This is a genomic window from Arthrobacter dokdonellae, from assembly GCF_003268655.1.
In the GTDB taxonomy this organism is placed as follows: Bacteria; Actinomycetota; Actinomycetes; order Actinomycetales; family Micrococcaceae; genus Specibacter; species Specibacter dokdonellae.
In genome coordinates this window covers 888,806-909,579 of the sequence record NZ_CP029642.1, presented here as the reverse complement: position 1 = coordinate 909,579, position 20,774 = coordinate 888,806, and the positions used below count along the sequence as shown (strand labels likewise).

The window sequence follows — 20,774 nt, the reverse complement described above, 5'->3', positions numbered from 1 at the left end:
CATGAGAGAGGCTCCCATAGCCCAAGCCGGGCTCGCGAGGCTTGCGAGGCCGCGAACGGGCGGGACGGCACGACGGCGGCCGGCCACGTTCCAGGGGAGAGGTGGCCGGCCGCCGTCGTACTTCATACCGCGGTCAGCGCATGTCCCCGCTGAGGTCGCTGTCCCGGCCTTCCTTGGTCGCCAGCACACAGACGGCGGCCACCACAAAGGCAAGCACCCACGCCAGGCCCACCAGCCAGAGCGAACCGCCTGCCAGCAGGACCAGGCTGCTGGCGATCAGGGGCGTAAAGCCGGCGCCCAAGGTGGAGGAGGACTGGTAGGTCAGCGAGGCGCCGGTGTAGCGGATGCGTGTGGGGAAGAGTTCGGCCACGTACGCACCGAACGGCCCGAAGATGACGCCCTGGATGATGCCGTTGGCGAGGAACAGGCCAATCGCGAAGCCCAGCAGGGTGTGGGTCTGCAGGAGCCAGAGGATCGGGTAGGCCAGCACCGCGCCGGCAATCATGCCCGCCAACATCACGGGCCGGCGGCCGTACTTGTCGCTGAGCCGGGCCGCAAACCAGATGCCCACGATGGTCAGCGTGGCGCCGATGGCCTTGACGTTGAGCACGCCGGTCTGGTTGACGCCGTGGTCCACGGCGTAGGAGATGGCCCAGACCGTCATCAGGCCCTGCACGGTGTAGGAGCTCATGCCGGCCAGGGTGCCAAGGATGAGGTTCTTGGGGTACTTGGTGAAGACCTCCAGCAGCGGCACGCGCTTCTTTTCGGCCTTTTCCTCCAGTTCCAGGAACAGCGGGGTCTCGGCGACTTTCAGGCGGATCACCAGGCCCACGCCCACCAGCGCCAGGCTGACCAGGAACGGCACGCGCCAGCCCCAGGCGAGGAATTGCGCCTTCGGCATCAGGCTGAACGCGGACACCATCAAGGTGGCCATGACCGCGCCGGCCGGCCCGCCCATGTTGGCAAAGCTGGCGGCAAATCCGCGCCGCTTGGCCGGCGAGTGTTCGAGGGCCACCAGCATGGCGCCGCCCCATTCGCCGCCGACGGCGATGCCCTGGACCAGCCGCAGCACCACCAGCAGCACCGGGGCGGTCAGGCCGATCTGGGCCGTGCCGGGGAGCAGGCCGATGGCCGTGGTGCCCACGCCCATCATGACCATGGAGACGATCAGGCAGCCTTTGCGGCCCAGCCGGTCGCCGAAGTGGCCAAAGATGGCGCCGCCGAGCGGGCGGGCGGCGTACCCCACCGCGAGCGTGCCGAAGGACGCGAACAGGCCCACGGCGGGCGGGACGTTGGCGAAGAAGACCTTGTTGAACACCAGGCTGGCGGCCGTTGCGTACAGCACAAAGTCATAGAACTCGATGGCGCTGCCGATGAAACTCGAGGCCAGGATCCGCCGCATGGCGGTGGTGTTGAGGCTGTCTTCCCTGGCGGGCCGTCGTGTCGGGGAGCTCTTTGTGTGGGTTTCCATTGTCATCTCGAGGACACCATTTCTTCCATTATCCGCGTCGTTGCGGTGGTCTGGCCAAAGGGGATTGATTGCAGGTCGTCGGGGACGTGGTAGTCCCCGGGGAAGGCCTCCCCCGCCGCCTGCCACACTGACAGCGGGGTGGTGCCTGGTACCAAATGGTGCAGCGCCAGGGCCTTGGCGCCGGCCCGCGTTGCCAGCGCCACGGCCTCGGCGGCGCTGGTGTGCGACTTGCGGTGGTGGTCTGCCGACGCGCGGCCGGTGCCGTTGGCGGAACTTCCGTACGTCCGGTTGACCCAGTCGAAGTCGATGGCCTCGTGGAGCAGCAGGTCGGTGCCGCGGGCCAGCCGGACCAGGTTTTCGCAGGGCGCGGTGTCGCCGGAGATGGTGACGGAGCCGGCGGCGGTGTCGAAGCGGAAGGCGAAGGCCGGGGCTATGGGAGGGTGCTCCACCAGCGTTGCCGTGACCGTCACCAGCTCGTCGGAGTAGATTTCAAACGGTTCCATGCCCGACGGCGTGGGGTTGCCGTTGGGCGAGTAGCCCGCCTCCTTCGGGATGGTGATGTCCCGCGGCACAAAGTAGTCAAAGGGCGACGGCCGCAGACTGTCCAGGATCCTGTCATTCAGGTCGGTCGCGTAGGCGGCCATCAGGTGGTGGAACATGCCGGTGATGCCGGGGGTCGGGTTGTCCGGGAACACGGGGGCCGGCGGCACGGTGGCGCGCGGGGAAACCGGGGGCAGTTCGCCGCGGTCGCCGGGGCCGACCAGGTGGATCGCGTGCTGGTCGGGCCCGAAGGTGAACATGCCGAAGATGGCCAGCGAGCCCAGGTCGATGGTGTGGTCCGAGTGCAGGTGCGTGACGAAGATCCCGCGCAGCGAATTGACGGGCAGACCGGCCAGCATCATCTGCCGGCCCACCCCGTGCCCCGCGTCCACCAGGTAGGTGGCACCGCCAACGACGACGGCGGTTGCGATCCCCGAGCGCTTCCCGGCGTTTTCGCCGGTCCACCACCGGGGCCCGCCGGCGGTGCCGAGGGTGACCACCCGCGGTGTGGTCTCTGTTGACTGCCCGTTCATGCGCTACTCCTGCAACTATGCCGTGGATCACTTCCAGCACCCATCGTGCGCCAATTCCCAGCAGTTGAAAAACGGTTATAACTAGGCAACAAAACCGGTTTTGCTTAAGTTCGGGCACGTGTTCCCGGAAACCTCCCAGCCGGCGGCTGGAGAATGCAACCATGCTTGAGGACTTTTCACCGGATAGGACCATGCCCGCCCCCGTTGACGCCCGGCCCCGCACCCTGGTGTCTAAGGTGCCGGAGATTACGGCGTTGTTTTGGATCATCAAGGTGCTGACCACCGGGATGGGCGAGACCACCAGCGACTACCTGGCCCACACCCTCGATCCCGTGATTGCCGTGGGCATCGGCGCACTGTGCTTTGCCGGAGCCCTTGCCCTGCAGTTCTGCGTGAAGCGGTACATACCGTGGGTGTACTGGCTGGCCGTGGCCATGGTCAGCGTCTTTGGCACCATGGCGGCCGACGTGCTGCATGTTGGCCTCGGCGTCCCCTACCTGGTGTCCACCATTTTCTATGCCGCGGTGCTGGCCGCAGTGTTCCTGCTGTGGCACCGCATGGAACGGAACCTGTCCATCCACAGCATCCACACGCCCCGGCGCGAAATGTTTTACTGGGCCGCCGTGCTGGCCACCTTTGCCTTGGGTACCGCGGCAGGGGACCTCACTGCCGTCACGCTGCACCTCGGATATCTCGGATCCGGCGTGCTGTTCGCGGTCGTCATTGCCATTCCGGCGCTCGCGTACTGGAAGTTTGGGCTGAGGGCCATCCCCGCGTTCTGGGCGGCCTACATCGTCACCCGCCCGTTGGGTGCGTCCTTCGCCGACTGGATGGGCGTCTCCCATGAGCGCGGCGGCCTGGATTGGGGCACCGCCCAGGTCAGCATCGGCTGGGCCGCGGCCATCGCGGTGCTCGTGGCGGTGCTGGCCGCCAAGCAGCGCAGGCGGGCCGGCGTCCAGGAGGCTTAGTCGAGCCGCTGCGCAAACCCCTCGGCGGCGTCCAAAAGCCGCGGCACACCGGACTCCAGCACGGCACCCAGCCCGGGGCCGCCATCGCGCCTTTCGCCCTGCTTCCAGCGCGTGTAGATCGCCTCGCTGAAAATCGCGGCCTTCCACAGCGCCAGCGCCTGGTACCAGGGCAGCGCCGACAGGTCCAGCCCGAACGACTGGTTGTACCGCAGCGCCAGTTCCTCCCGCGTCAGGTAGCCGGGCTGCGCCGTCACTGCGGTCAGTTCCATGAAGGTCCCGGCCGATCCCGCCTGGGCGTAGGTGGCCGTCAGGTACCCCAGGTCCGCCAGCGGGTCGCCCAGTGTCGCCATCTCCCAGTCCAGCACGGCCTGCACCCGCACAGGCCCGCAGCGCCGGAACATCAGGTTCCCCATCCGGTAGTCGCCGTGGATCAGGGAGGTCCGCTGCGTCGCGGGCCGGTTGGCCTCCAGCCACCGCGCCAGCTGCCCCACTTGCGGCAGCTCCCGCGTGGCGCCCTGCTCCCACAGGCCGGCAAACCGCCTCAGCTGCCGGCCCAGGTAGCCCTCCGGCCGCCCGATCTCGGCAATCCCGCCGCGGCTGACATCCAGCGAATGCAGCCGCACCAGCATGTCCGCCACGGCCTCGCTGGTTTCACGCCGCTGCCCGGGCGGGTCCAGATGCGCCGGGACGGTGTCGGTGACGACGTCGCCGTCCAGGAAGTTCATGAGGTAGAACGGCACGCCCAGCACGTGGGTGTCCGCGCAGACGGCGAGGATCTTGGGCACGGGGATGCCCAGCGGCGCCAGCAGGTGCTGGATGCGGGCCTCGCGGACCATGTCGTGCGTCGACGGCGGCAGCGGCGGCCGCGGTCCGCGCCGAAGGACGACGTCGGCACCCCGCCTTTTGATCCGGAACGTCACGTTGGACTGTCCCCCGCCTATGCGGTGCCAGTGCAGGGGCCCGGCGCCGACCCCGGCCGCGTCCAGGTATTCCTCCACCCGGTCCACCACCAGCAGCGGTGGGATGTCCATCCGCTCCGCCTCGGCCGCCGTCCGGGCCACGTCCTGGATGCCTGTCACTGCTGCTCCCCGTCGTCAACGCGGGCCGCGCCCTGGAAAGGTTCGCCGGCCTCCACCTCGCGGCGTCTGGCGGAGGAGGCGCGGCGGGCGATGGCCCACTTGTGGGTCTCGGTGGCGCCGTCGTAGATCCGGAACGGGCGCACCTCGTTCAGGTACTGCGCCAGCGGGAGCCCGTCGGAGACGCCGTCTCCCCCGCACAGCTGCACGGCCCGGTCGATGACACGGTAGACGGCCTCGGAACAGTGCACCTTCGCCACGGAGGACAGCGCGGAACCGGCCTTCGCGTCGATTCCGAGCAGCATGGCACACTTGCCGATGATGGCGTCGGAGGTCTCCAGGTCGATCACGGACGCGGCGATCATCTCCTGCGCAATGCCCAGCTGCGAGATGTGGGCGCCGAAGATTTCACGGGTGCTGCTGCGGTCCAGGGCAATGTCCAGGGCGCGGCGGGCCAGCCCCAGCCACCGCATGCAATGGGTCAGCCGCGCCGGGCCGAGCCGCGCCTGGGCGTGCGCGAAGCCCAGGCCGGCCTTGCCCAGCACGGCGTTCTCGGGCACCCGGACGCCGTCGAAGTGCACATGCGGGTGGCCGCCGGGCAGGTACTTGTCCGTGGTGTGGATGGACGCCCCGACATGGACCCCAGGCGTGTCCATGGGCACTAGGAACATGGTGGCCCCGGCCGTCGCACCGCCGGCGTCCTTCCCGGCCTGCGCACCCCCGGCCGGCGCCGGCGATTCGGGCGTGCGGGCCATGACGATGGCGAAGCCGGCGAAGGTGGCGCCGCTGGTGAAGCGCTTGTGGCCGGTGATGACCCAGTGGTGCCCGTCCCGGACGGCCGTTGTGGCCAGTGCCGCCGGGTCCGATCCCGCCCCGGGGTGCGGTTCCGTCATGGCGAAGCAGGAGCTGACCGTCCCCGCAGCCAGGGGTGCCAGGTAGCGCCGCTTTTGGTCCGGGGTGCCGAGCAGGTTGAGCAGGTGCATGTTGCCTTCGTCCGGTGCCATGCAGTTCAGCGCGGCCGGCCCGATCGGGGAATAGCCCGCCTCCTGGAACACCGGCGAGCAATGTTCCAGGGCCAGCCCCTGCCCGCCAAACTCGCGTGGCATGTGCGGTGCATAGACGCCGGCGGCCCTGGCGGCCTCGCCCAGTTCCCGCCGAACGGTCAGGTTCAGCGCCTGCCCGGGGCGCGGCTCCAACGGGATGACAGTGCCTCGGATGAACTCGCGGGTGCGCTGGCGCAGCTCCTCGACCTGCTCCGGATAAACACCGGGATACGTTGTGCTGGTCACGCGCTGCTCCTTAGGGTCTGGCCGGGTCCGCCGGGTCTAGCCGAGTCCGCCGGCGTTGAGCAGGCCCCCGTCGAGTGTGAGCACCTGTCCTGTCACCCAGCCGGCGTCCGGGGAGGCGAGGAAGGCGACGGCGGAGGCGACGTCGTCGGGCGTTCCGAGCCTCTTCAGGGGGTAGGCGGCGGCCACTTCATCCTCGCGTCCTTCATACAGGGCGCGGGCAAAGCTGGTCTTGACCACGGCCGGCGCCACGGCGTTGACGCGGATTTCCGGCGCCAGTTCAATGGCCAGCGTGTGGCTCAGGTGGGAGACGGCGGCCTTGCTGATGCCGTACAGGCCGATGCCCGGGGCCGGGACTTCGCCGCTGGCGGAGGACACATTCACCACAGTGCCGCGGCGCTCCCGGAACGCCAGCCCCGGATGTGCCAGCACGGCCTGCGTCCACGCGAGGGTGGCGAGGACGTTGACGTCGAAGATTTTCCGCGCCGCGCCCATGTCCGCGGCTTCCAGCGGGCCGTACGCGGGGTTGATGCCGGCGTTGTTGACCAGGATGTCCAGGCCGCCCCAGACACGGACGACGCCGTCCAGCACCTCCGCGCGGTGCGCCGGGTCATCGGCGTGCCCGGCAAAGGTGATCGCGGTGCCTGCGGCAAACGTTGACGCGGCTTCCTTGAGCCGTTCCGCCCCGCGTGCGGTGATGGCCACCTTGGCCCCTTCGTCGGCAAGCCGCCGGGCGATGGCCAGGCCGATCCCCCTGCTGGCGCCCGTGACGATGGCCGTCTTGCCTTCCAACCGCCGGCAGTTGCCGCCCATGCTGTCCTCTCCACCGCCCGGACAGCTGCCGGGACGGACACTTGCCAGCTTGCTTTGGATCGCGGCCAAGGTCAAGGGGCCTGCTGGCGCGTCACCGCCCGGCCGCCCTGTTATGCGCAGCGGACCGCAACGCCCGTGCGCACAACACTGCCCGGCGCGTGGTTCACTGCCGGCCGGGCGCGGGACGGGTCACAGGCCGGGCGCGGGACGGGTCACCGCCCCTGGTGCGCGGCCAGGAACGTGTACACCTCGGTTTCGTCCACGCCCGGGAAGGCGCCCTGCGGCATCGCGGCGAGCAGGTGCGAGTTCGCCCGGGTCGACGGCCAGGCGTGGCCGGCCCACTGCGCGGACAGCTCCGCGGGCGGCCGGCGGCAGCAGTCCGGGTCCGGACAGCGGGACTGCGAGCGCTCGGTGGTGTCCCGCCCGCGGAACCATTTCACGTGTTCGTAGGGCACGCCGATGCTCAGCGAGTACTCCCCCGAGGAATGCCGTTCCGTGCGGGCCGTGCACCAGTACGTGCCCGCGGCCGTGTCCGTGTACTGGTTGAAGGCGCGGAACTTGTCCGGCACGTCGAACACCGCGCGGGACGTCCAGAACCGGCACACGGCCTGCCCCTCGATGGCGCCCGTGTGGTCGGCGGGGAAGTTCACGCCGTCGTTCTCGTAGGCCTTGTGGATGATGCCGGATTCGTGCACCTTTTGGAAGTGCGTGGTGATGCCCAAGTGCTCGGTGGCGAGGTTGGTGAAGCGGTGCGCGGCCGTCTCGTAGGACACGGCAAACGCATCGCGGATGTCCTCGATGGCCAGCTCCTTGGCGGACTTCGCCTCCTTCAGGAAGTCCACCGTGGCGTGCTCGGGCATGAGCAGGGCAGCCGCAAAGTAGTTCGTGTAGACCCTCTGCCGGAGGAAATCCGCGTAGTCGCGCGGCGTCTGGTGCCCCAGGACGTAGTGCCCCAGCGCCTGGAGGAGCACGGAGCGCGGGTCGTGGTCGGAGCGCTGGCCGTGCGTGAGGTAAATTCGGTGATTCTTCAAATCCGTCACCGAGCGGGTGGAATGGGGCAGGTCGCCCACATAGTGCAGGTCAAATCCCAGGTGCTCGGCAATGTCCGCGGCCACGTGGTGGGACAGCGGGCCGCGGTCATGGCCCACCTTCTCCAGCAGCTCCTGGGCCTGGCGCTCGATCTCCGGGTAGTAGTTGTTCCGGGCCTTCATCTCGCCGCGCAGCTCGGAGTTGGCCCGCCGCGCCTCCTCGGGCGTGGCCGACTGCTCATCCAGGCGCCGCTCAAGCTCATGCTGCAGCCCCACGAGCGATTCCAGGATTTCCATGGAAAGCCGCGAGCTGACGCGGACCGTGGGCAGTCCCAGCGACTGGTACAGGGGCCCGCGCTGGGCCCGTTCCAGCTCGATTTCCAGGGCCGCCCGCCGGCTGGGCGGCTCGGAGCCGAGTAGCTGGTCAAGCCCGACGTGGAGTGCCCCGGCCAGGTGCTGAAGCAGCGTCAGCTTGGGCTCCCGCTTCCCGTTTTCAATCAAGGACAACTGCGACGGCGCCGAGCCCACCTTGGCGCTCAGGTCATCAAGCGTCATGCCCAGCTTCTTGCGCAGATGGCGCACCCTGCGGCCCAGCGCGATCAGGTCCACCTCGCCGTCCGGCTCGGCCCCGCGGCCGTTTCGCGGTGTGCCGTCGCCCAGGTTCCAGTTCGCATTGTTCATTTCTTGAGAATACGGGAAGAAGTGCGAATCTTTCCAGCACTTTCCCCTAGAAAGCCCTTGAAAAGCCCTGAATAGTTGGTTTCACGAAGAAGGAACGTGGATCTCGGGTCTCGACAGGCTCAACCACCTAACGCAAAGGAGCGACCATCATGAGCGCAGCATTTGAACCCGCAAAGACGCCGGAAAAGTCCAACGCCGAGGCAGCCGCCGCCCTCGAACTCGAGTGGGCGGCCAACCCCCGCTGGGAGGGTGTGGAACGCTCCTACCCCGCGGCCGACGTCGTCAAGCTCCGCGGCCGGGTCCAGGAGGAGCACACCCTGGCCCGCCGCGGGTCCGAGAAGCTGTGGGACCAGCTGCGCAACGCCGGCACGGAAGGCTACACGAACGCCCTCGGCGCCCTGACCGGCAACCAGGCCGTCCAGCAGGTCAAGGCCGGGCTGAAGGCGATCTACCTTTCCGGCTGGCAGGTTGCCGCCGACGCCAACTCCAACGGCAACACCTACCCGGACCAGTCCCTTTACCCCGTGGACTCGGTGCCGAAGGTGGTCCGCCGCATCAACAACGCGCTCCTGCGGGCCGACCAGATCGAGTTCTCCGAGGGCAAGCAGAGCGTTGAGGACTGGCTGGTGCCGATCGTGGCCGACGCCGAGGCCGGCTTTGGCGGTCCCCTGAACGCCTACGAGCTCATGAAGTCGATGATCACCTCGGGTGCGGCCGGCGTGCACTGGGAAGACCAGCTCGCCAGCGAAAAGAAGTGCGGCCACCTGGGCGGCAAGGTCCTCATCCCCACGGCACAGCACGTCCGCACGCTCAACGCCGCACGCCTCGCCGCCGACGTCGCCGGCGTCCCCTCGGTCATCGTTGCCCGCACGGACGCCGAGGCAGCCACCCTGATCACCTCCGACGTCGACGAGCGCGACAAGCCGTTCCTGACCGGGGAGCGCACCGCGGAGGGCTTTTATACCGTGCGCAACGGGATCGAGCCGTGCATTGCCCGCGGCCTGGCCTACGCGCCGCACGCCGACCTCATCTGGATGGAAACCGGCACGCCGGACCTGGAGCACGCGAAGAAGTTTGCCGAAGGCATCCACGCACAGTTCCCCGACCAGATGCTCGCCTACAACTGCTCACCGTCGTTCAACTGGAAAAAGCACCTGGACGACGCCACCATCGCCAAGTTCCAACGCGAGCTCGGCGCCATGGGCTTCAAGTTCCAGTTCATCACCCTGGCTGGCTTCCACGCCCTGAACTACTCGATGTTCGACCTCGCCCACGGCTACGCCCGCAACGGGATGAGCGCCTACGTCGACCTGCAGGAGCGCGAATTCGGCTCCGAAGAACGCGGCTACACCGCAACCAAGCACCAGCGCGAAGTGGGCACAGGCTACTTCGACCTGGTGGCGAGCGCCCTGAACCCGAACAGCGGCACCCTCGCACTGGCAGGCTCCACCGAAGCCCAGCAGTTCCACTAACAGCCTTCCGTCTGTGGTGCAGATGTTGGACCGATTCCGCCGAAATCGCCGGATTTCGTCCACCTTCTGCAACACAGTTGAACCAGACTTGGAGCAAATCCCATGAACTCAACAAACAGCCTGAACGGATTCACGTTTAACGGCATCACTCTCACCGCGCCGCCCATCCACCGCCAGGAGGAAATCCTGACCCCCGAGGCACTGGACTTCATTGCCGCGCTGAACCGTTCGACGACGGCGCGCCGCCAGGAGCTGCTGCAGGCCCGCCAGACCCGCCGCCGCCAGATCCTCAGCGGCACCGACCCCCGCTACCTGCGTGAGACGTCCGGCATCCGCGAGGACCCGCGCTGGCGCGTTGCCCCGCCGGCGCCCGGGCTGGAGGACCGCCGCGTAGAGATCACCGGCCCCGTCGATGCAAAGATGGCCATCAACGCCTTGAACTCCGGCGCCAAGGTGTGGCTGGCCGACATGGAGGACTCCTCGACGCCCACGTGGGGCAACGTGATCCGCGGCCAGGTGAACCTTATCGACGCGCTGGAACGCCGCATCGACTTCACGACGCCCGAAGGCAAGGAATACCGCCTGAACCCGGCGGAGGAGCTGCCCACCATCGTGGTCCGCCCCCGCGGCTGGCACCTGCCGGAAAAGCACCTGCTCATCAACGGCAAGCCGATGGCCGGCGGGATCGTCGATTTCGGCTTGTTCTTCTTCCACAACGCCCGCCGGCTGATCGCCCAGGGCAAGGGACCGTACTTTTACCTGCCGAAGATCGAAAACCACCTCGAAGCCCGGCTGTGGAACGACATCTTCGTCCAGGCCCAGGACCTGCTCGGCATTCCGCAGGGCACCATCCGCGCCACGGTCCTGATCGAAACCATCACGGCCGCCTTCGAGATGGAGGAGATCCTCTACGAACTGCGCGACCACGCCGCCGGCCTGAACGCCGGCCGGTGGGACTACCTGTTCTCGGTCATCAAGAACTTCCGCACCCGCGGACCCCGCTTTGTGCTCCCGGACCGCAACCAGATCACCATGACGGCGCCGTTCATGCGCGCGTACACCGAGCAGCTGGTCCGCGCCTGCCACCGCCGCGGCGCCATGGCCATCGGCGGCATGTCCGCCTTCGTCCCCAACCGCCGCGACCCGGAAGCCAACGCCAACGCCATGGAGAAGGTCCGCGCGGACAAGACCCGCGAGGCCAACGACGGCTTCGACGGCTCCTGGGTGGCACACCCGGACCTGGTCCCCGTGGCCATGGAGGTCTTTGACGACATGCTGGGCTGGAACCCGAACCAGATCAGCCGCCTGCGCGACGACGTGGAGCTGGACGACCGCGCCCTGCTGGATGTGGCCGGCACCCAGGGCACCATCACCGAACAGGGCATCAGGGACAACATCTGGGTAGGCATCCAGTACATCGAATCCTGGCTGCGGGGCCACGGCGCTGTCGCCCTGAACAACCTCATGGAGGACGCCGCCACCGCGGAAATCTCCCGCTCGCAGATCTGGCAGTGGATCCACAGCCAGGCCATCACCGAACAGGGCGACCTCATTACCTACGACTGGGTGAAGGAAATGCTCGAAGAGGAGTTCGCCAGGATGCCCCGCTTCGACGCCGACAGGTTCGACGACGCCCTGGAGATCTTCGAGGCCGTTGCCCTGGGCGAGGAGTTCCCCACCTTCCTGACGCTCTCCGCCTACGCCAACTACCTGCATGAAACCCCCGCGCAGGAGACGTCCCGCAAGCGCGAGTTGGCCGCCGCATAGGAAGCGCATAAGTTTGGCTGGCCCCGCCGGATGCGTCGCCACTGCAGCCCGATGGTCGGGTTCCGGCGGGCCAGCCTTAATACCGCACCATTAAGAAAGTACGACGGCGGTTGGCGGGTTTCATGGGAAACCCGCCAACCGCCGTCGTACTTTTTGAGGTTCGAGATAACGACGCCTCCGCGGTGGCCCGGAGGCGTCGTTATCTCGAACCTCAACTCTTGGTTAGGTGGTTATCTCGAACTTCAACGAGGTGTCTAGGGGGTCCGCGGAATAACGGCCGCGCGGTGCCCGTTGCCGCCAGTATGAAGATTGAGATCTGGTCCGACGTCGCCTGCCCGTGGTGCTACATCGGCAAGCGCCGCTTTGAAACCGCGCTGAAGGCCTTCCCGCACAGGGATTCCGTGGAGGTGCAGTGGCGCAGCTACCAGCTGGACCCCACCCTCCCCGAGCACTACGACGGCACCGAGCTGAGCTACCTGGCCGGGCGCAAGGGCATGGACCCGGCCCAGGTTGCGGGCATGTTTGCCCACGTCACCGAGCAGGCGGCCGGGGAGGGCCTGGACTACAAGTTCGACGGCGTGGTGGTCGCCAACAGCTTCAACGCCCACCAGCTGCTGCACCTCGCTGCCGCACACGGGAAGGCCGACGCCGTCAAGGAAGCCCTGCTCTCAGCCCACTTTGAGCACGGTGAGGACATCGGCAGCCGCGAATTCCTGGTCCGTACCGGAGCGGCCGCCGGCCTGGACGCCGGCGAGATCAACGAGGCGCTGGACACGGACAAGTACGCCGACGACGTCCGCCATGACTTTGCCGAGGCCCGGGCGCTCGGCGTCAGCGGCGTCCCTTTCTTCGTCATCGATCGTAAGTACGGGATCTCCGGCGCCCAGCCGTCCGAACTGTTTGCGCAGGCCCTCGACGAGGCCTGGAAGGAAGCCAACCCGCTGACCATGGTGGCTGCTGCGGGCTCGGACGCCGGCGAGGTGTGCGGCCCGGACGGCTGCGCCGTCTAGCGCGGCGGCCCGGACGGCTGCGCCTCAAGCGGGTAGCCGACGATTGCGATCTTCCGTCCTGTTGGGTCCCAGCTCGGCACGTTCATGGTGCCCTGGCCGCCAAGGACTCGCGCCAGGTCACGGAGGGTGCCGTCGGCTTCGCGCAGGCGCACCAGGACCTCGACGTTCTCCGGGTCTCTGGTCATGTGTGCCTCCCTGATGGACTGCCCGGATGGACGACGGCGGCACCCGGGCGGGCGGGAAAGCCAACCCGGGTGCCGGCGTCCTTGGTCTCGATGCCCGGCGCGGGCGGCGTTACTTGACGGCGCCCGCGGTCAGGCCGGCCACGAAGTTCTTTTGCAGCAGCAGGAAGCCGATGACGATCGGAACGCTGACCACCACGGACGCGGCCATGATCTGGTTCCAGTACACGTTGGTCTGCGTCGAGTACAGCTGCAGGCCCACGGCCAGGGTGCGGTTCGCGTCGGTGGTCATGACGGAGGCAAACAGGACCTCGCCCCAGCTGGTCATGAAGCTGTAGATGGCCACCGCCACCAGGCCCGGCCGGGCGGCCGGCAGGATGACCGTCAACAGGGCGCGCATGGGGCCGCAGCCGTCCACCTTGGCGGCCTCGTCAAGTTCGCGCGGGATGCCGTCGAAGTAGCCGGCCAGCATCCAGATCGAGAACGGGAGCGAGAACGTCAGGTAGGTGATGATCAGGCCCAGCCGCGTGCCCACGAGCTGGACGCCGAAGTTCGTGTTGATGTTCACGAAGATCAGGAACAGCGGCAGCAGGAACAGCACACCGGGAAGCATCTGCGTGGAGAGGACCGTGGTGGAGAACACCGAGCGTCCGCGGAAGTTGTACCGGGAGATGGCGTAGGAGGCGAAAATGGCGATGATCAGGGACAGCACCGTGGCGACGCTGGAGACGATGACCGAGTTGACGAAGTAGCTGGCCAGCGGCACGGTCCGCCACATGTCGATGTAGGGCTGGATGGTCAGGGTCTTGGGCCACCAGGAAAAGGCGCCCTGGACGTCCTTCAACGGCTTCAGGCCGGAGATGACCATGACCCAGATGGGCACGATCGTGAAGATGCTCAGCAGCGTGATGCTGACGATCCTGAAGGTCTTGGCACCGGTGGTCTCATGCACGGTCTTTCCTCCGGTTCATGAAGAGTAGGTAGATTCCGCTGACCAGCAGCAGGAACAGCAGCAGCAGGACCGACATGGCCGCGCCGGAGCCGAAGTTCCAGGTCAGGAAGGAGGCGTTGTAGATGTGGAAGGAAATCAGGTCGCCGGCGGGGGGCTGGGAGCCGCCAAACAGCACGAACGGGGTGTTGAAGTCGTTGAACGTCCACAGGAACATGACCAGCAGCAGCACCATGTTCACGGGGCGCAGCATGGGCAAGGTGATGGCCGACCACTGGCGCAGCGGCTTCGCGCCGTCCACGGCGGAGGCTTCATACACGTCGTTGGGGATCGACTGCAGGCCGGCCATCAGCATGAGGAAGGCGAACGGCCAGAGCCGCCAGATGGCCACGATGACCACCGAGACGAACGCGTTGTCGCCGATCAGCCAGAACGGCTTGTCACCCGGCAGGCCCAGGTTGTCAAAAAGGAAGTGGTTCAGCGCGCCGTTGTCCTTTTGCAGCATGAACTTCCACGCGATGACGCCGGCGTACATGGGCAGCGCGTAGGGAATCAGGAACAGGGTGCGGAAGAATCCGCGCCCAAAGAAGGACTTCTGCAGCGCCACGGCGGCGGCCATGCCCAGCCCCCAGGAGATGGCGACCACCAGGACGGTGAAGGCTGCGGTGATCAGGAAGGACTTGAGCAGCCCGGATCCAACGGCGGAGTTGAAGTCGAGCGCGAGCTGGTAGTTCTTGAGCCCGGAGAACGGGGCGTTGCCCCAGTTGGCGATGTACATCTTGGTGAGCTTGAGAAAGCTGATCCAGATGCCGGTGGCCATCGGGATGACGTGGATGACCAGTTCAAAGAGGACGGCGGGGGCGAGCAGCGCGTAAGGCAGCCACCAGCCGGCCCGGCGGGTTTTGCGGTTCCCGCGTCTGGGCGCCTTGCCGGCGGCTCCGGACTTGCGGGTGGTGGTGGTGGCAGTCACTGCGGGCACGCACCTTTCTGGGAGGGGTTGATTTGCGAAGGGGCGGAGCCTGTGATGCGGGCCCCGCCCCTTCAATGCCGAGTGTGGTGACGGTGGTCAGCCGGCGGCTTCGACGGCCTGCTGTGCGGTGGTCAATGCCGCCTTGATGTCCGCCTTGGAAACGGTGCCGCCGGAGGCGACCTTGGCGAACATCTGGTTCATGGCCTTGCCCACGGTGCTTTCAAACTGGTCCTCGGCCGCCACCAGCGGGAGGGGCTTGGACTTGTTGGCGTAGATGTCCTCGAACGTCTTGGCAAGCGCCGTGTCGGTGGTGAAGCTCGGCGTGACGCCGGCCAGGACCGGCAGCGCGGCGAAGGACTTGTCGAGCGTGGCCTGGGTGGCCTCGCTGGTCATGAACTTCACAAACTGGAGGGCGGCGTCCTTGTTCTTCGTGTTCTTGAAGATGGACATGTTGATGCCGGCCACCATGGTGGCGATGTCCTTGCCGCCCTGCGGGGCGGGGAACGCGACGACGCCGAACTGGTCGGCCTTCATGCCCTGGGAGGCGATGGAGCTGTTGGCGTTGTTCTGGCTCAGGACCATGGCGGCCTTGCCGTTGGCAAAGTCGTTGATGGCCTGGGTGCCGTTGTCATACTGCGCGTTGCCGGGGTCGACGACCTTGTCCGTCTGCATCAGGTCAAGGTAGCGGGCGATGCCGTCGACGACGCCGTCCGAAGTGAACGTCGGCTTGCCCGAGGAATCGAAGAATTCCGCGCCGTTCTGTGCCGCGTTAATGAAGGCAAAGTGCGAGTTTTCGGTGTAGCTGCCTGCCGCCAGGGTCATGCCGTGGACGGATCCCTTGGTCAGCTTCTTGGCATCGGCGACCATTTCCTCCCACGTGGTGGGAGGGGTCAGGCCGGCATCCTTGAACATTGCCTTGTTGTAGTACAAGCCGTAGGCCAGCCCGTAGAGGGGCACCGAGGTGGGGTCCTGCCCCGGGACGCCGCCGGTGTCCATGGCTGTCTTGACGAACTTGTCCTTGCCCCCGATCGCGCTGAAGGCGGCGGAGTCAAACGGCATGAACGCACCGGTGGACTGCAGCGAAGCGGCCCACGTGTTGCCGATGTTCAGCACGTCGGGCGCCTGGCCCGAGGTGACGGCCGTCTGGATGCGGGTCTGGAGGTCGTTCCACCCGATGACTTCGAGGTTGACCTTGATGCCGGTCTGGTCCTGGAACTTCTGCAGCTCCGGGGTCAGGACCTGCTTGTCGTTGTCCAGGCTGGTCCCCTGGTTGCTTGCCCAGTAGGTGAGGGTCTTTCCGCCGCCGCTGGCGGAACTGCCGCCGCTGGTGCCCCCACTGCAGCCCGTGGCGGTAATGGCCAGCGCTGCGATTGCCGCCGCTGCGGCAAAAGTACGAATTTTCACTTTCGCGACTTCCTTGTCCTTGTTGTTGGAGGCCCAATCGTCGGCGCCAGAGCCGTCTGGGCGGGCCCGTTTCTCATCGTGAATCCAAACCTAGATGAACTTATGACGATGGTCAATCAAAAGTTAGGATGAGTTTTTTCAGCTATTGAATTGCAACCGGCAGATCTCCGTCGGCCAACCCTCCAAGACCGCGGCACCGCGCGCCGAAGACGCCGGAAACACGCGGTTTTTGGTGCCCCGAGGACCGGGAATTCCCTGTGACCAGAATAACTGAACCGGTTCAGCACAGGCGCATTGTTACCGCTTTGTTATGAGATTACGGGGCTGCCTGGACCGCTTCCCCGAGGCTTTCGCGCGCATGCAGCACGCCTGCGGGCATGGCGACGTTCGCCGCTTGGTGCCCGGCGATCGTCTCCAGCAGCAGGGCGGCGGAGCGGCGCCCCAGCTCCATCGTGTTCCGGGCCAGGGCGGCCACACTGGGCGAGCTGAGCTGGCACAGGATGGAGTCGTCCCAGCTGAGGACGGACACCTGGCCGGGAACGGACATCCCCAGGCGCTTGAGCGCCCGAAGCCCGCCCATGGCCATGAGGTCGTTGCCATACGCAATCGCGGTGGGAAAGTCCGGGGACCCCGGCGCCAGCCCGGCGACAACGGCGGTGGTGGCCTTAGCGCCGTCGTCCGCGGTGTAGTCCGAGGCGCTGAACACGGCCGTCATGCCCAGCCGGCTCGCATGGGAATGGATTCCCGCGCGGCGGGCGGCCTCATGCGTCAGCCCCAGCGGGCCGGACACATAGGCGATGTGCCGGTGTCCGCGGGCGTGGAAGGCCTCCACCACCGTCGCCGCGTCGGCACCCTGGTCCACCGTGGTGTGGGCGCCGAACGGCGTGGGACCGGCATCCCCGGCCGCCCCGACCAACACGTGCGGCAGCCGCAGCCCGGAGAGCAGCGGGGGCCGGGGATCGTCGCTGAAACTGTCAAAGACGATCACCCCGTCCACGCGCCGCTCCCCCGCCCACCGCCGGTACACGTCCAGGTCCAGGCGGGCCGGAGACGGGGTGACCATGCGCAGCATCAGGTTCATGTCGTGCTCGCTGAGGACGGACTCGATCCCGGCCAGGACGTTCATGTAGAACGATTCCGAGCCCACCTCCTCCGGGGAGCGCGCCAGCACGATTCCCACCGCGTCGCTGCGGGACTGCGAGAGCGCGCGGGCGCTGGAACTCGGGTACCAGCCAAGCTCGGCGGCGAGTGCCAGGACGCGGGCGCGGGTGGGTTCGCTGACACCGGGCTGGCCGTTCAGGGCGTAGGAGACCGAGGCCTTGGACATGCCGAGGCGTCCGGCCAGGCCAGCGATGGTCACTTTTCCGGCCGGGCCGCCCCCGCTCATGGCTGCTGCTGCTCCGCCAGGAGATGTTCGACGCCGGCCGGGGCCAGCACGTAGTCAATCACCATGCGGGCGGCGCCCAGGACGCCGGCGTGGTCCGCGGCCATGGACTGGACGATCCGCAGGCGCGCCGTGGCCAGCGGAAGGGAGCGCTGGTAGACGATCTCGCGCACGCCCGCCATCAGGTATTCGCCGGCGGAGGAGAGCCCGCCGCCAATGACGATGACGGACGGGTTGAGCAGGTTGACGCAGGCGGCCAGGACGTCCCCGACGTCGCGGCCGGCCTGGCGCATGGCCTGGATGGCGGCCAGGTTGCCGCGCCGGGCCAGTTCCAGCACGTCCTCGCCGGTTGCCGCCGGCACGCCGCCCGCGGCGAGGGCCGCGGCCACGGCCGGCCCCGACGCCATGGCCTCCAGGCAGCCGTGGTTTCCGCAGCGGCACAGCACGTCGCCGCCGCGCGGGACCCGGACGTGGCCGATGTCCCCGGCCGTCCCGTCCGCGCCGCGCTGCAGCAGCCCGCCGCTGATGATGCCGGCGCCGATGCCCGTGGCGACCTTGATGAAGAGCAGGTTGTCCGCCTCGGGCCAGTAGACCGCGCGCTCACCGAGCGCCATGATGTTGACGTCGTTGTCCACCAGCACGTTCGTCCTGAACCGCCGCTGCACGTACGCCGGAACGTCAAAGCCGTCCCATCCGGGCATGATGGGCGGGCTCGCCGGGCGGCCGGTGGAATGCTCCACGGGCCCCGGCAGGCCGATCCCGATCCCCACCAGCTCGCGCTCGTGCCGGCCCGCCTGGGCCAGGAGCTGCCCGGCGTGCTCCAGGACCGCGTCCAGCACGGCCACCGGCCCCGTGGAGATGTCGATGGATTCGCGCAGCTCCGCGAGCAGCTTGCCGCTGAGGTCGGTCAGGCCGATGAGCACATGGGTGGCGCCGACGTCGACCGCCAGGACCACGCGCGCCGTGGACTGAAAGGCAAAGCGCGACGGCGGGCGCCCGCCGGAGGAGACCGCCTCGCCGGCGGGGCCGATGAGGCCCGAGGTGGCCAGCGCGTCAATCCGCGCGGCAACGGTGGAGCGTGCCAGCCCCGTGATGTCCGCCAGCTCGGCCCTCGTCCTGGCGTGGCCGTCGCGCAGGAGCTGGAACACGTCCCCCGCGCGCGACGCCGCGACGCCGGCCGCACCGGCGGCGCTGTTGAAACCTGGCGATGGCGCAAGGGGCGTTGCTGGGGACTTGGGCATCCACAATAAATAACACACGGGCTTCTATCTGTCACAATTCGAATGAAAGTCAATTGGTGCCCAACTTTTGCTTGACGCTCGTCAAAAGTTCCCTTAGCTTGGAGTGAACACCATCTTTGACTTCGAGGAGACCCCCAGTGACGTATTCCCTGCAGCTGTACACCGTGCGCAAGCCCCTCGAGGACGACCTGCCCGGCACCATTGCCCGGGTGGCAGAACTCGGCTTCACGAAGGTGGAGCCGTACAACTTTGTGGCCACTGCCGACGCCTTGGCCGCCGCATTTGCCGAGAACGGCATCACCGCCCCGTCCGGCCACGCCCCCCTGCTCAAGGACGACCAGGACGAGATCTTCCGGGCCGCGAAGAAGCTGGGCATCACCACCGTCATCGACCCGTTCGTCCCCGCCGAACAGTGGCAGAACGCCAAGGACATCCAAAAGACCGCGGCCGGCTTGAACGCCGCGGCCAAGAAGGGCGCCGAGTACGGCATCCGCGTTGGCTACCACAACCATTCCTGGGAACTGGAGTCCACGATCAACGGCACCACGGCGCTGGAATACTTCGAGACCCTGCTGGACCCCGAACTGGTGCTGGAAGTGGACACCTACTGGGTCTCCGTGGGCGGCGCCAACGCCGTGGACGTGCTGACCAGCCTGGGCGAGCGCGTAAAGTTCATCCACATCAAGGACGGCCCGCTGACCACCGACACCAAGGCCCAGCTGCCCGCCGGGCAGGGCGAGGTCCCGGTCTGGGACGTCATTGGCGCGGCGAAGTCGCTGGAAGTCGGCGTCGTGGAGTTTGACGACTACGCCGGGGACATCTTTGACGGCATCGCCCAAAGCCTTGCCTTCCTCAACCGCGGAAAGGCATGACCCCCATGACTGCCACCCCCAAGAGCGGGCCGGTCGGCGTCGCCGTCATCGGCGCCGGTAACATCAGCAAGCAGTACCTGGACCACCTGACCACCTTCCCCGACCTCAAGGTCCTGGTCATCGCCGACCTCTTCGAGGAGGCGGCCGCGGCCCGCGCCGCGGAGTACGGCATCGGGACCTTCGGCGGCGTGGACGCAGCCCTGAACCATCCCGACGTCGAGATTGTGGTCAACCTGACCATCCCCGCCGCCCACGTCGAGGTCGCGACGGCGGCCGTGCGGGCGGGCAAGCACGTCTGGACCGAGAAGCCTTTTTCACTGGACCGGGAAAGCGGCCTGGGCCTGCTCAAGGAAGCCCAGGCCGCCGGCGTCCGGCTCGGTTGCGCCCCGGACACGTTCCTGGGAGCCGGCCTGCAGACCGCCCGACGGCTGATCGACGCGGGTGAAATCGGCACCCCGCTGACGGCGCTGACCATGTTCCAGTCGCCCGGCCCCGAATCCTGGCACCCGAACCCCGCGTTCCTGTTCCAGACCGGCGCCGGCCCCCTGTTCGACATGGCGCCGTACTACCTCACCACCCTGATCCAGGCGTTTGGCCCCATCGCCAAGGTGGCCGCCGTCGGCTCCACCGCCTTCCCGACCCGGACGATCGGTTCCGGGCCCAAGGCAGGGGAAGTGTTCGACGTCGAGGTCCCGACCCATGTCAGCGCGATAGCCCAGTTTGAGTCCGGCGCCTCCTCGCACAGCGTCTTCAGCTTCGAGTCCCCCCGCGCCCGCATGGGATTCGTGGAGATCACCGGGACCGAAGGCACCATCGCCCTGCCGGATCCGAACAACTTCGACGGCGACATCCGCCTGTGCAGGCGCGGCGAGGAGGACTGGACCGTCATTCCCTCCGAAGGGCCCGCAAACGGCCGCGGCATGGGCGTGCTGGACCTGGCCCGCTCCCTCCGCGCCGGCGTTCCCCACCGCGCGCCGGGGGAGCTTGCCTACCATGTCCTCGACGCCATGGTCTCGATCGCCGAATCCGTGGATGGCGGGGACTTCGTCACCGTCGAGAGCACGGCCGCGCCCTCCGATCCGCTCCCCGCGGACTGGAACCCCACCGAAGCAACCCTCTAGGAAGCC

18 protein-coding genes are annotated in these 20,774 nt (G+C 67.5%); 6 read left to right on the top strand and 12 right to left on the bottom strand.

Annotated elements, in window-relative coordinates; all coding sequences use genetic code 11:
* Window positions 1-133 precede the first annotated feature (133 nt).
* Both DMB86_RS04150 and DMB86_RS04145 read right to left on the bottom strand, forming a co-directional pair.
* Window positions 134-1,471, bottom strand: coding sequence for an MFS transporter (locus tag DMB86_RS04150; RefSeq protein WP_113716675.1), 1,338 nt, complete (start codon window positions 1,469-1,471; stop codon window positions 134-136).
* 2 nt (window positions 1,472-1,473) lie between these two features.
* Entirely contained in the window at window positions 1,474-2,544 is a 1,071-nt protein-coding gene (locus tag DMB86_RS04145) for an MBL fold metallo-hydrolase (protein WP_113716674.1), read from the bottom strand.
* A 161-nt stretch (window positions 2,545-2,705) separates the two neighbouring features.
* Here DMB86_RS04145 and DMB86_RS04140 point away from each other — a divergent pair, with 161 nt between their 5' ends.
* Window positions 2,706-3,512, top strand: a complete 807-nt coding sequence (locus DMB86_RS04140; RefSeq protein WP_227878590.1) for a COG4705 family protein — start codon at window positions 2,706-2,708, stop codon at window positions 3,510-3,512.
* On the opposite strand, the gene DMB86_RS04135 is transcribed toward DMB86_RS04140, so the two are convergent.
* The 4 genes from DMB86_RS04135 to DMB86_RS04120 all read right to left on the bottom strand — a co-directional run bounded on the left by DMB86_RS04135 (window position 3,509) and on the right by DMB86_RS04120 (window position 8,396).
* Window positions 3,509-4,591 carry a phosphotransferase family protein gene (locus tag DMB86_RS04135; protein ID WP_227878589.1) on the bottom strand — a complete coding sequence of 361 codons (1,083 nt, stop codon included), beginning with the start codon at window positions 4,589-4,591 and terminating at the stop codon, window positions 3,509-3,511. The two genes, DMB86_RS04140 and DMB86_RS04135, sit on opposite strands and share 4 nt — an antisense overlap.
* Window positions 4,588-5,877, bottom strand: a complete 1,290-nt coding sequence (locus tag DMB86_RS04130) for an acyl-CoA dehydrogenase family protein (protein ID WP_113716673.1) — start codon at window positions 5,875-5,877, stop codon at window positions 4,588-4,590. The genes DMB86_RS04135 and DMB86_RS04130 overlap by 4 nt, the downstream gene beginning before the upstream one ends.
* A 36-nt stretch (window positions 5,878-5,913) precedes the next feature.
* Window positions 5,914-6,687 carry an SDR family oxidoreductase gene (locus DMB86_RS04125; RefSeq protein ID WP_113716672.1) on the bottom strand — a complete coding sequence of 258 codons (774 nt, stop codon included), beginning with the start codon at window positions 6,685-6,687 and terminating at the stop codon, window positions 5,914-5,916.
* A gap of 212 nt (window positions 6,688-6,899) precedes the next feature.
* Window positions 6,900-8,396, bottom strand: coding sequence for a helix-turn-helix transcriptional regulator (locus DMB86_RS04120; RefSeq protein WP_113716671.1), 1,497 nt, complete (start codon window positions 8,394-8,396; stop codon window positions 6,900-6,902).
* A 149-nt stretch (window positions 8,397-8,545) separates the two neighbouring features.
* Between DMB86_RS04120 and aceA the strand changes: the two genes are divergently transcribed.
* The 3 genes from aceA to DMB86_RS04105 all read left to right on the top strand — a co-directional run bounded on the left by aceA (window position 8,546) and on the right by DMB86_RS04105 (window position 12,645).
* Window positions 8,546-9,868 carry an isocitrate lyase gene (gene aceA, locus DMB86_RS04115; protein ID WP_113716670.1) on the top strand — a complete coding sequence of 441 codons (1,323 nt, stop codon included), beginning with the start codon at window positions 8,546-8,548 and terminating at the stop codon, window positions 9,866-9,868.
* Window positions 9,869-9,970: 102 nt separating this feature from the next.
* A complete protein-coding gene (gene aceB / locus DMB86_RS04110; RefSeq protein ID WP_113716669.1) occupies window positions 9,971-11,635 on the top strand; it encodes a malate synthase A in 1,665 nt (554 codons plus the stop codon).
* 302 nt (window positions 11,636-11,937) lie between these two features.
* Window positions 11,938-12,645, top strand: coding sequence for a DsbA family oxidoreductase (locus tag DMB86_RS04105; protein WP_113716668.1), 708 nt, complete (start codon window positions 11,938-11,940; stop codon window positions 12,643-12,645).
* On the opposite strand, the gene DMB86_RS04100 is transcribed toward DMB86_RS04105, so the two are convergent.
* The 6 genes from DMB86_RS04100 to DMB86_RS04075 form a co-directional block, all read right to left on the bottom strand.
* The gene (locus DMB86_RS04100) at window positions 12,642-12,830 is read right to left on the bottom strand and encodes a hypothetical protein (RefSeq protein WP_113716667.1); all 189 of its coding nucleotides are present in this window, start codon (window positions 12,828-12,830) and stop codon (window positions 12,642-12,644) included. The genes DMB86_RS04105 and DMB86_RS04100 overlap by 4 nt on opposite strands.
* Before the next feature lie 109 nt (window positions 12,831-12,939).
* The gene (locus DMB86_RS04095) at window positions 12,940-13,779 is read right to left on the bottom strand and encodes a carbohydrate ABC transporter permease (RefSeq protein ID WP_171814361.1); all 840 of its coding nucleotides are present in this window, start codon (window positions 13,777-13,779) and stop codon (window positions 12,940-12,942) included.
* The gene (locus DMB86_RS04090) at window positions 13,772-14,755 is read right to left on the bottom strand and encodes a carbohydrate ABC transporter permease (RefSeq protein ID WP_113716666.1); all 984 of its coding nucleotides are present in this window, start codon (window positions 14,753-14,755) and stop codon (window positions 13,772-13,774) included. Before DMB86_RS04090 ends, DMB86_RS04095 begins: the two co-directional genes overlap by 8 nt.
* An 87-nt stretch (window positions 14,756-14,842) precedes the next feature.
* Entirely contained in the window at window positions 14,843-16,150 is a 1,308-nt protein-coding gene (locus DMB86_RS04085; RefSeq protein WP_113716665.1) for an ABC transporter substrate-binding protein, read from the bottom strand.
* A gap of 316 nt (window positions 16,151-16,466) precedes the next feature.
* Window positions 16,467-17,537 (bottom strand): LacI family DNA-binding transcriptional regulator, encoded by a 1,071-nt coding sequence (locus DMB86_RS04080; RefSeq protein WP_113716664.1) that lies wholly within the window; start codon window positions 17,535-17,537, stop codon window positions 16,467-16,469.
* The gene (locus DMB86_RS04075) at window positions 17,534-18,775 is read right to left on the bottom strand and encodes an ROK family transcriptional regulator (protein WP_113716663.1); all 1,242 of its coding nucleotides are present in this window, start codon (window positions 18,773-18,775) and stop codon (window positions 17,534-17,536) included. The genes DMB86_RS04080 and DMB86_RS04075 overlap by 4 nt, the downstream gene beginning before the upstream one ends.
* A 137-nt stretch (window positions 18,776-18,912) precedes the next feature.
* Here DMB86_RS04075 and DMB86_RS04070 point away from each other — a divergent pair, with 137 nt between their 5' ends.
* Window positions 18,913-19,647 (top strand): sugar phosphate isomerase/epimerase family protein, encoded by a 735-nt coding sequence (locus tag DMB86_RS04070; RefSeq protein WP_113716662.1) that lies wholly within the window; start codon window positions 18,913-18,915, stop codon window positions 19,645-19,647.
* Window positions 19,648-19,652: 5 nt separating this feature from the next.
* Window positions 19,653-20,768, top strand: coding sequence for a Gfo/Idh/MocA family protein (locus DMB86_RS04065; protein WP_113716661.1), 1,116 nt, complete (start codon window positions 19,653-19,655; stop codon window positions 20,766-20,768).
* Window positions 20,769-20,774 lie beyond the last annotated feature (6 nt).

What these genes read in the sequence shown, in the direction of transcription:
- DMB86_RS04150 (WP_113716675.1), bottom strand. Translation starts at nt 1,471, where the DNA reads ATGGAAACCCACACAAAGAGCTCCCCGACACGACGGCCCGCCAGGGAA.
- DMB86_RS04145 (WP_113716674.1), bottom strand. Translation starts at nt 2,544, where the DNA reads ATGAACGGGCAGTCAACAGAGACCACACCGCGGGTGGTCACCCTCGGC.
- DMB86_RS04140 (WP_227878590.1), top strand. Translation starts at nt 2,706, where the DNA reads ATGCTTGAGGACTTTTCACCGGATAGGACCATGCCCGCCCCCGTTGAC.
- DMB86_RS04125 (WP_113716672.1), bottom strand. Translation starts at nt 6,687, where the DNA reads ATGGGCGGCAACTGCCGGCGGTTGGAAGGCAAGACGGCCATCGTCACG.
- DMB86_RS04120 (WP_113716671.1), bottom strand. Translation starts at nt 8,396, where the DNA reads ATGAACAATGCGAACTGGAACCTGGGCGACGGCACACCGCGAAACGGC.
- aceA (WP_113716670.1), top strand. Translation starts at nt 8,546, where the DNA reads ATGAGCGCAGCATTTGAACCCGCAAAGACGCCGGAAAAGTCCAACGCC.
- aceB (WP_113716669.1), top strand. Translation starts at nt 9,971, where the DNA reads ATGAACTCAACAAACAGCCTGAACGGATTCACGTTTAACGGCATCACT.
- DMB86_RS04105 (WP_113716668.1), top strand. Translation starts at nt 11,938, where the DNA reads ATGAAGATTGAGATCTGGTCCGACGTCGCCTGCCCGTGGTGCTACATC.
- DMB86_RS04100 (WP_113716667.1), bottom strand. Translation starts at nt 12,830, where the DNA reads ATGACCAGAGACCCGGAGAACGTCGAGGTCCTGGTGCGCCTGCGCGAA.
- DMB86_RS04080 (WP_113716664.1), bottom strand. Translation starts at nt 17,537, where the DNA reads ATGAGCGGGGGCGGCCCGGCCGGAAAAGTGACCATCGCTGGCCTGGCC.
- DMB86_RS04075 (WP_113716663.1), bottom strand. Translation starts at nt 18,775, where the DNA reads ATGCCCAAGTCCCCAGCAACGCCCCTTGCGCCATCGCCAGGTTTCAAC.
- DMB86_RS04065 (WP_113716661.1), top strand. Translation starts at nt 19,653, where the DNA reads ATGACTGCCACCCCCAAGAGCGGGCCGGTCGGCGTCGCCGTCATCGGC.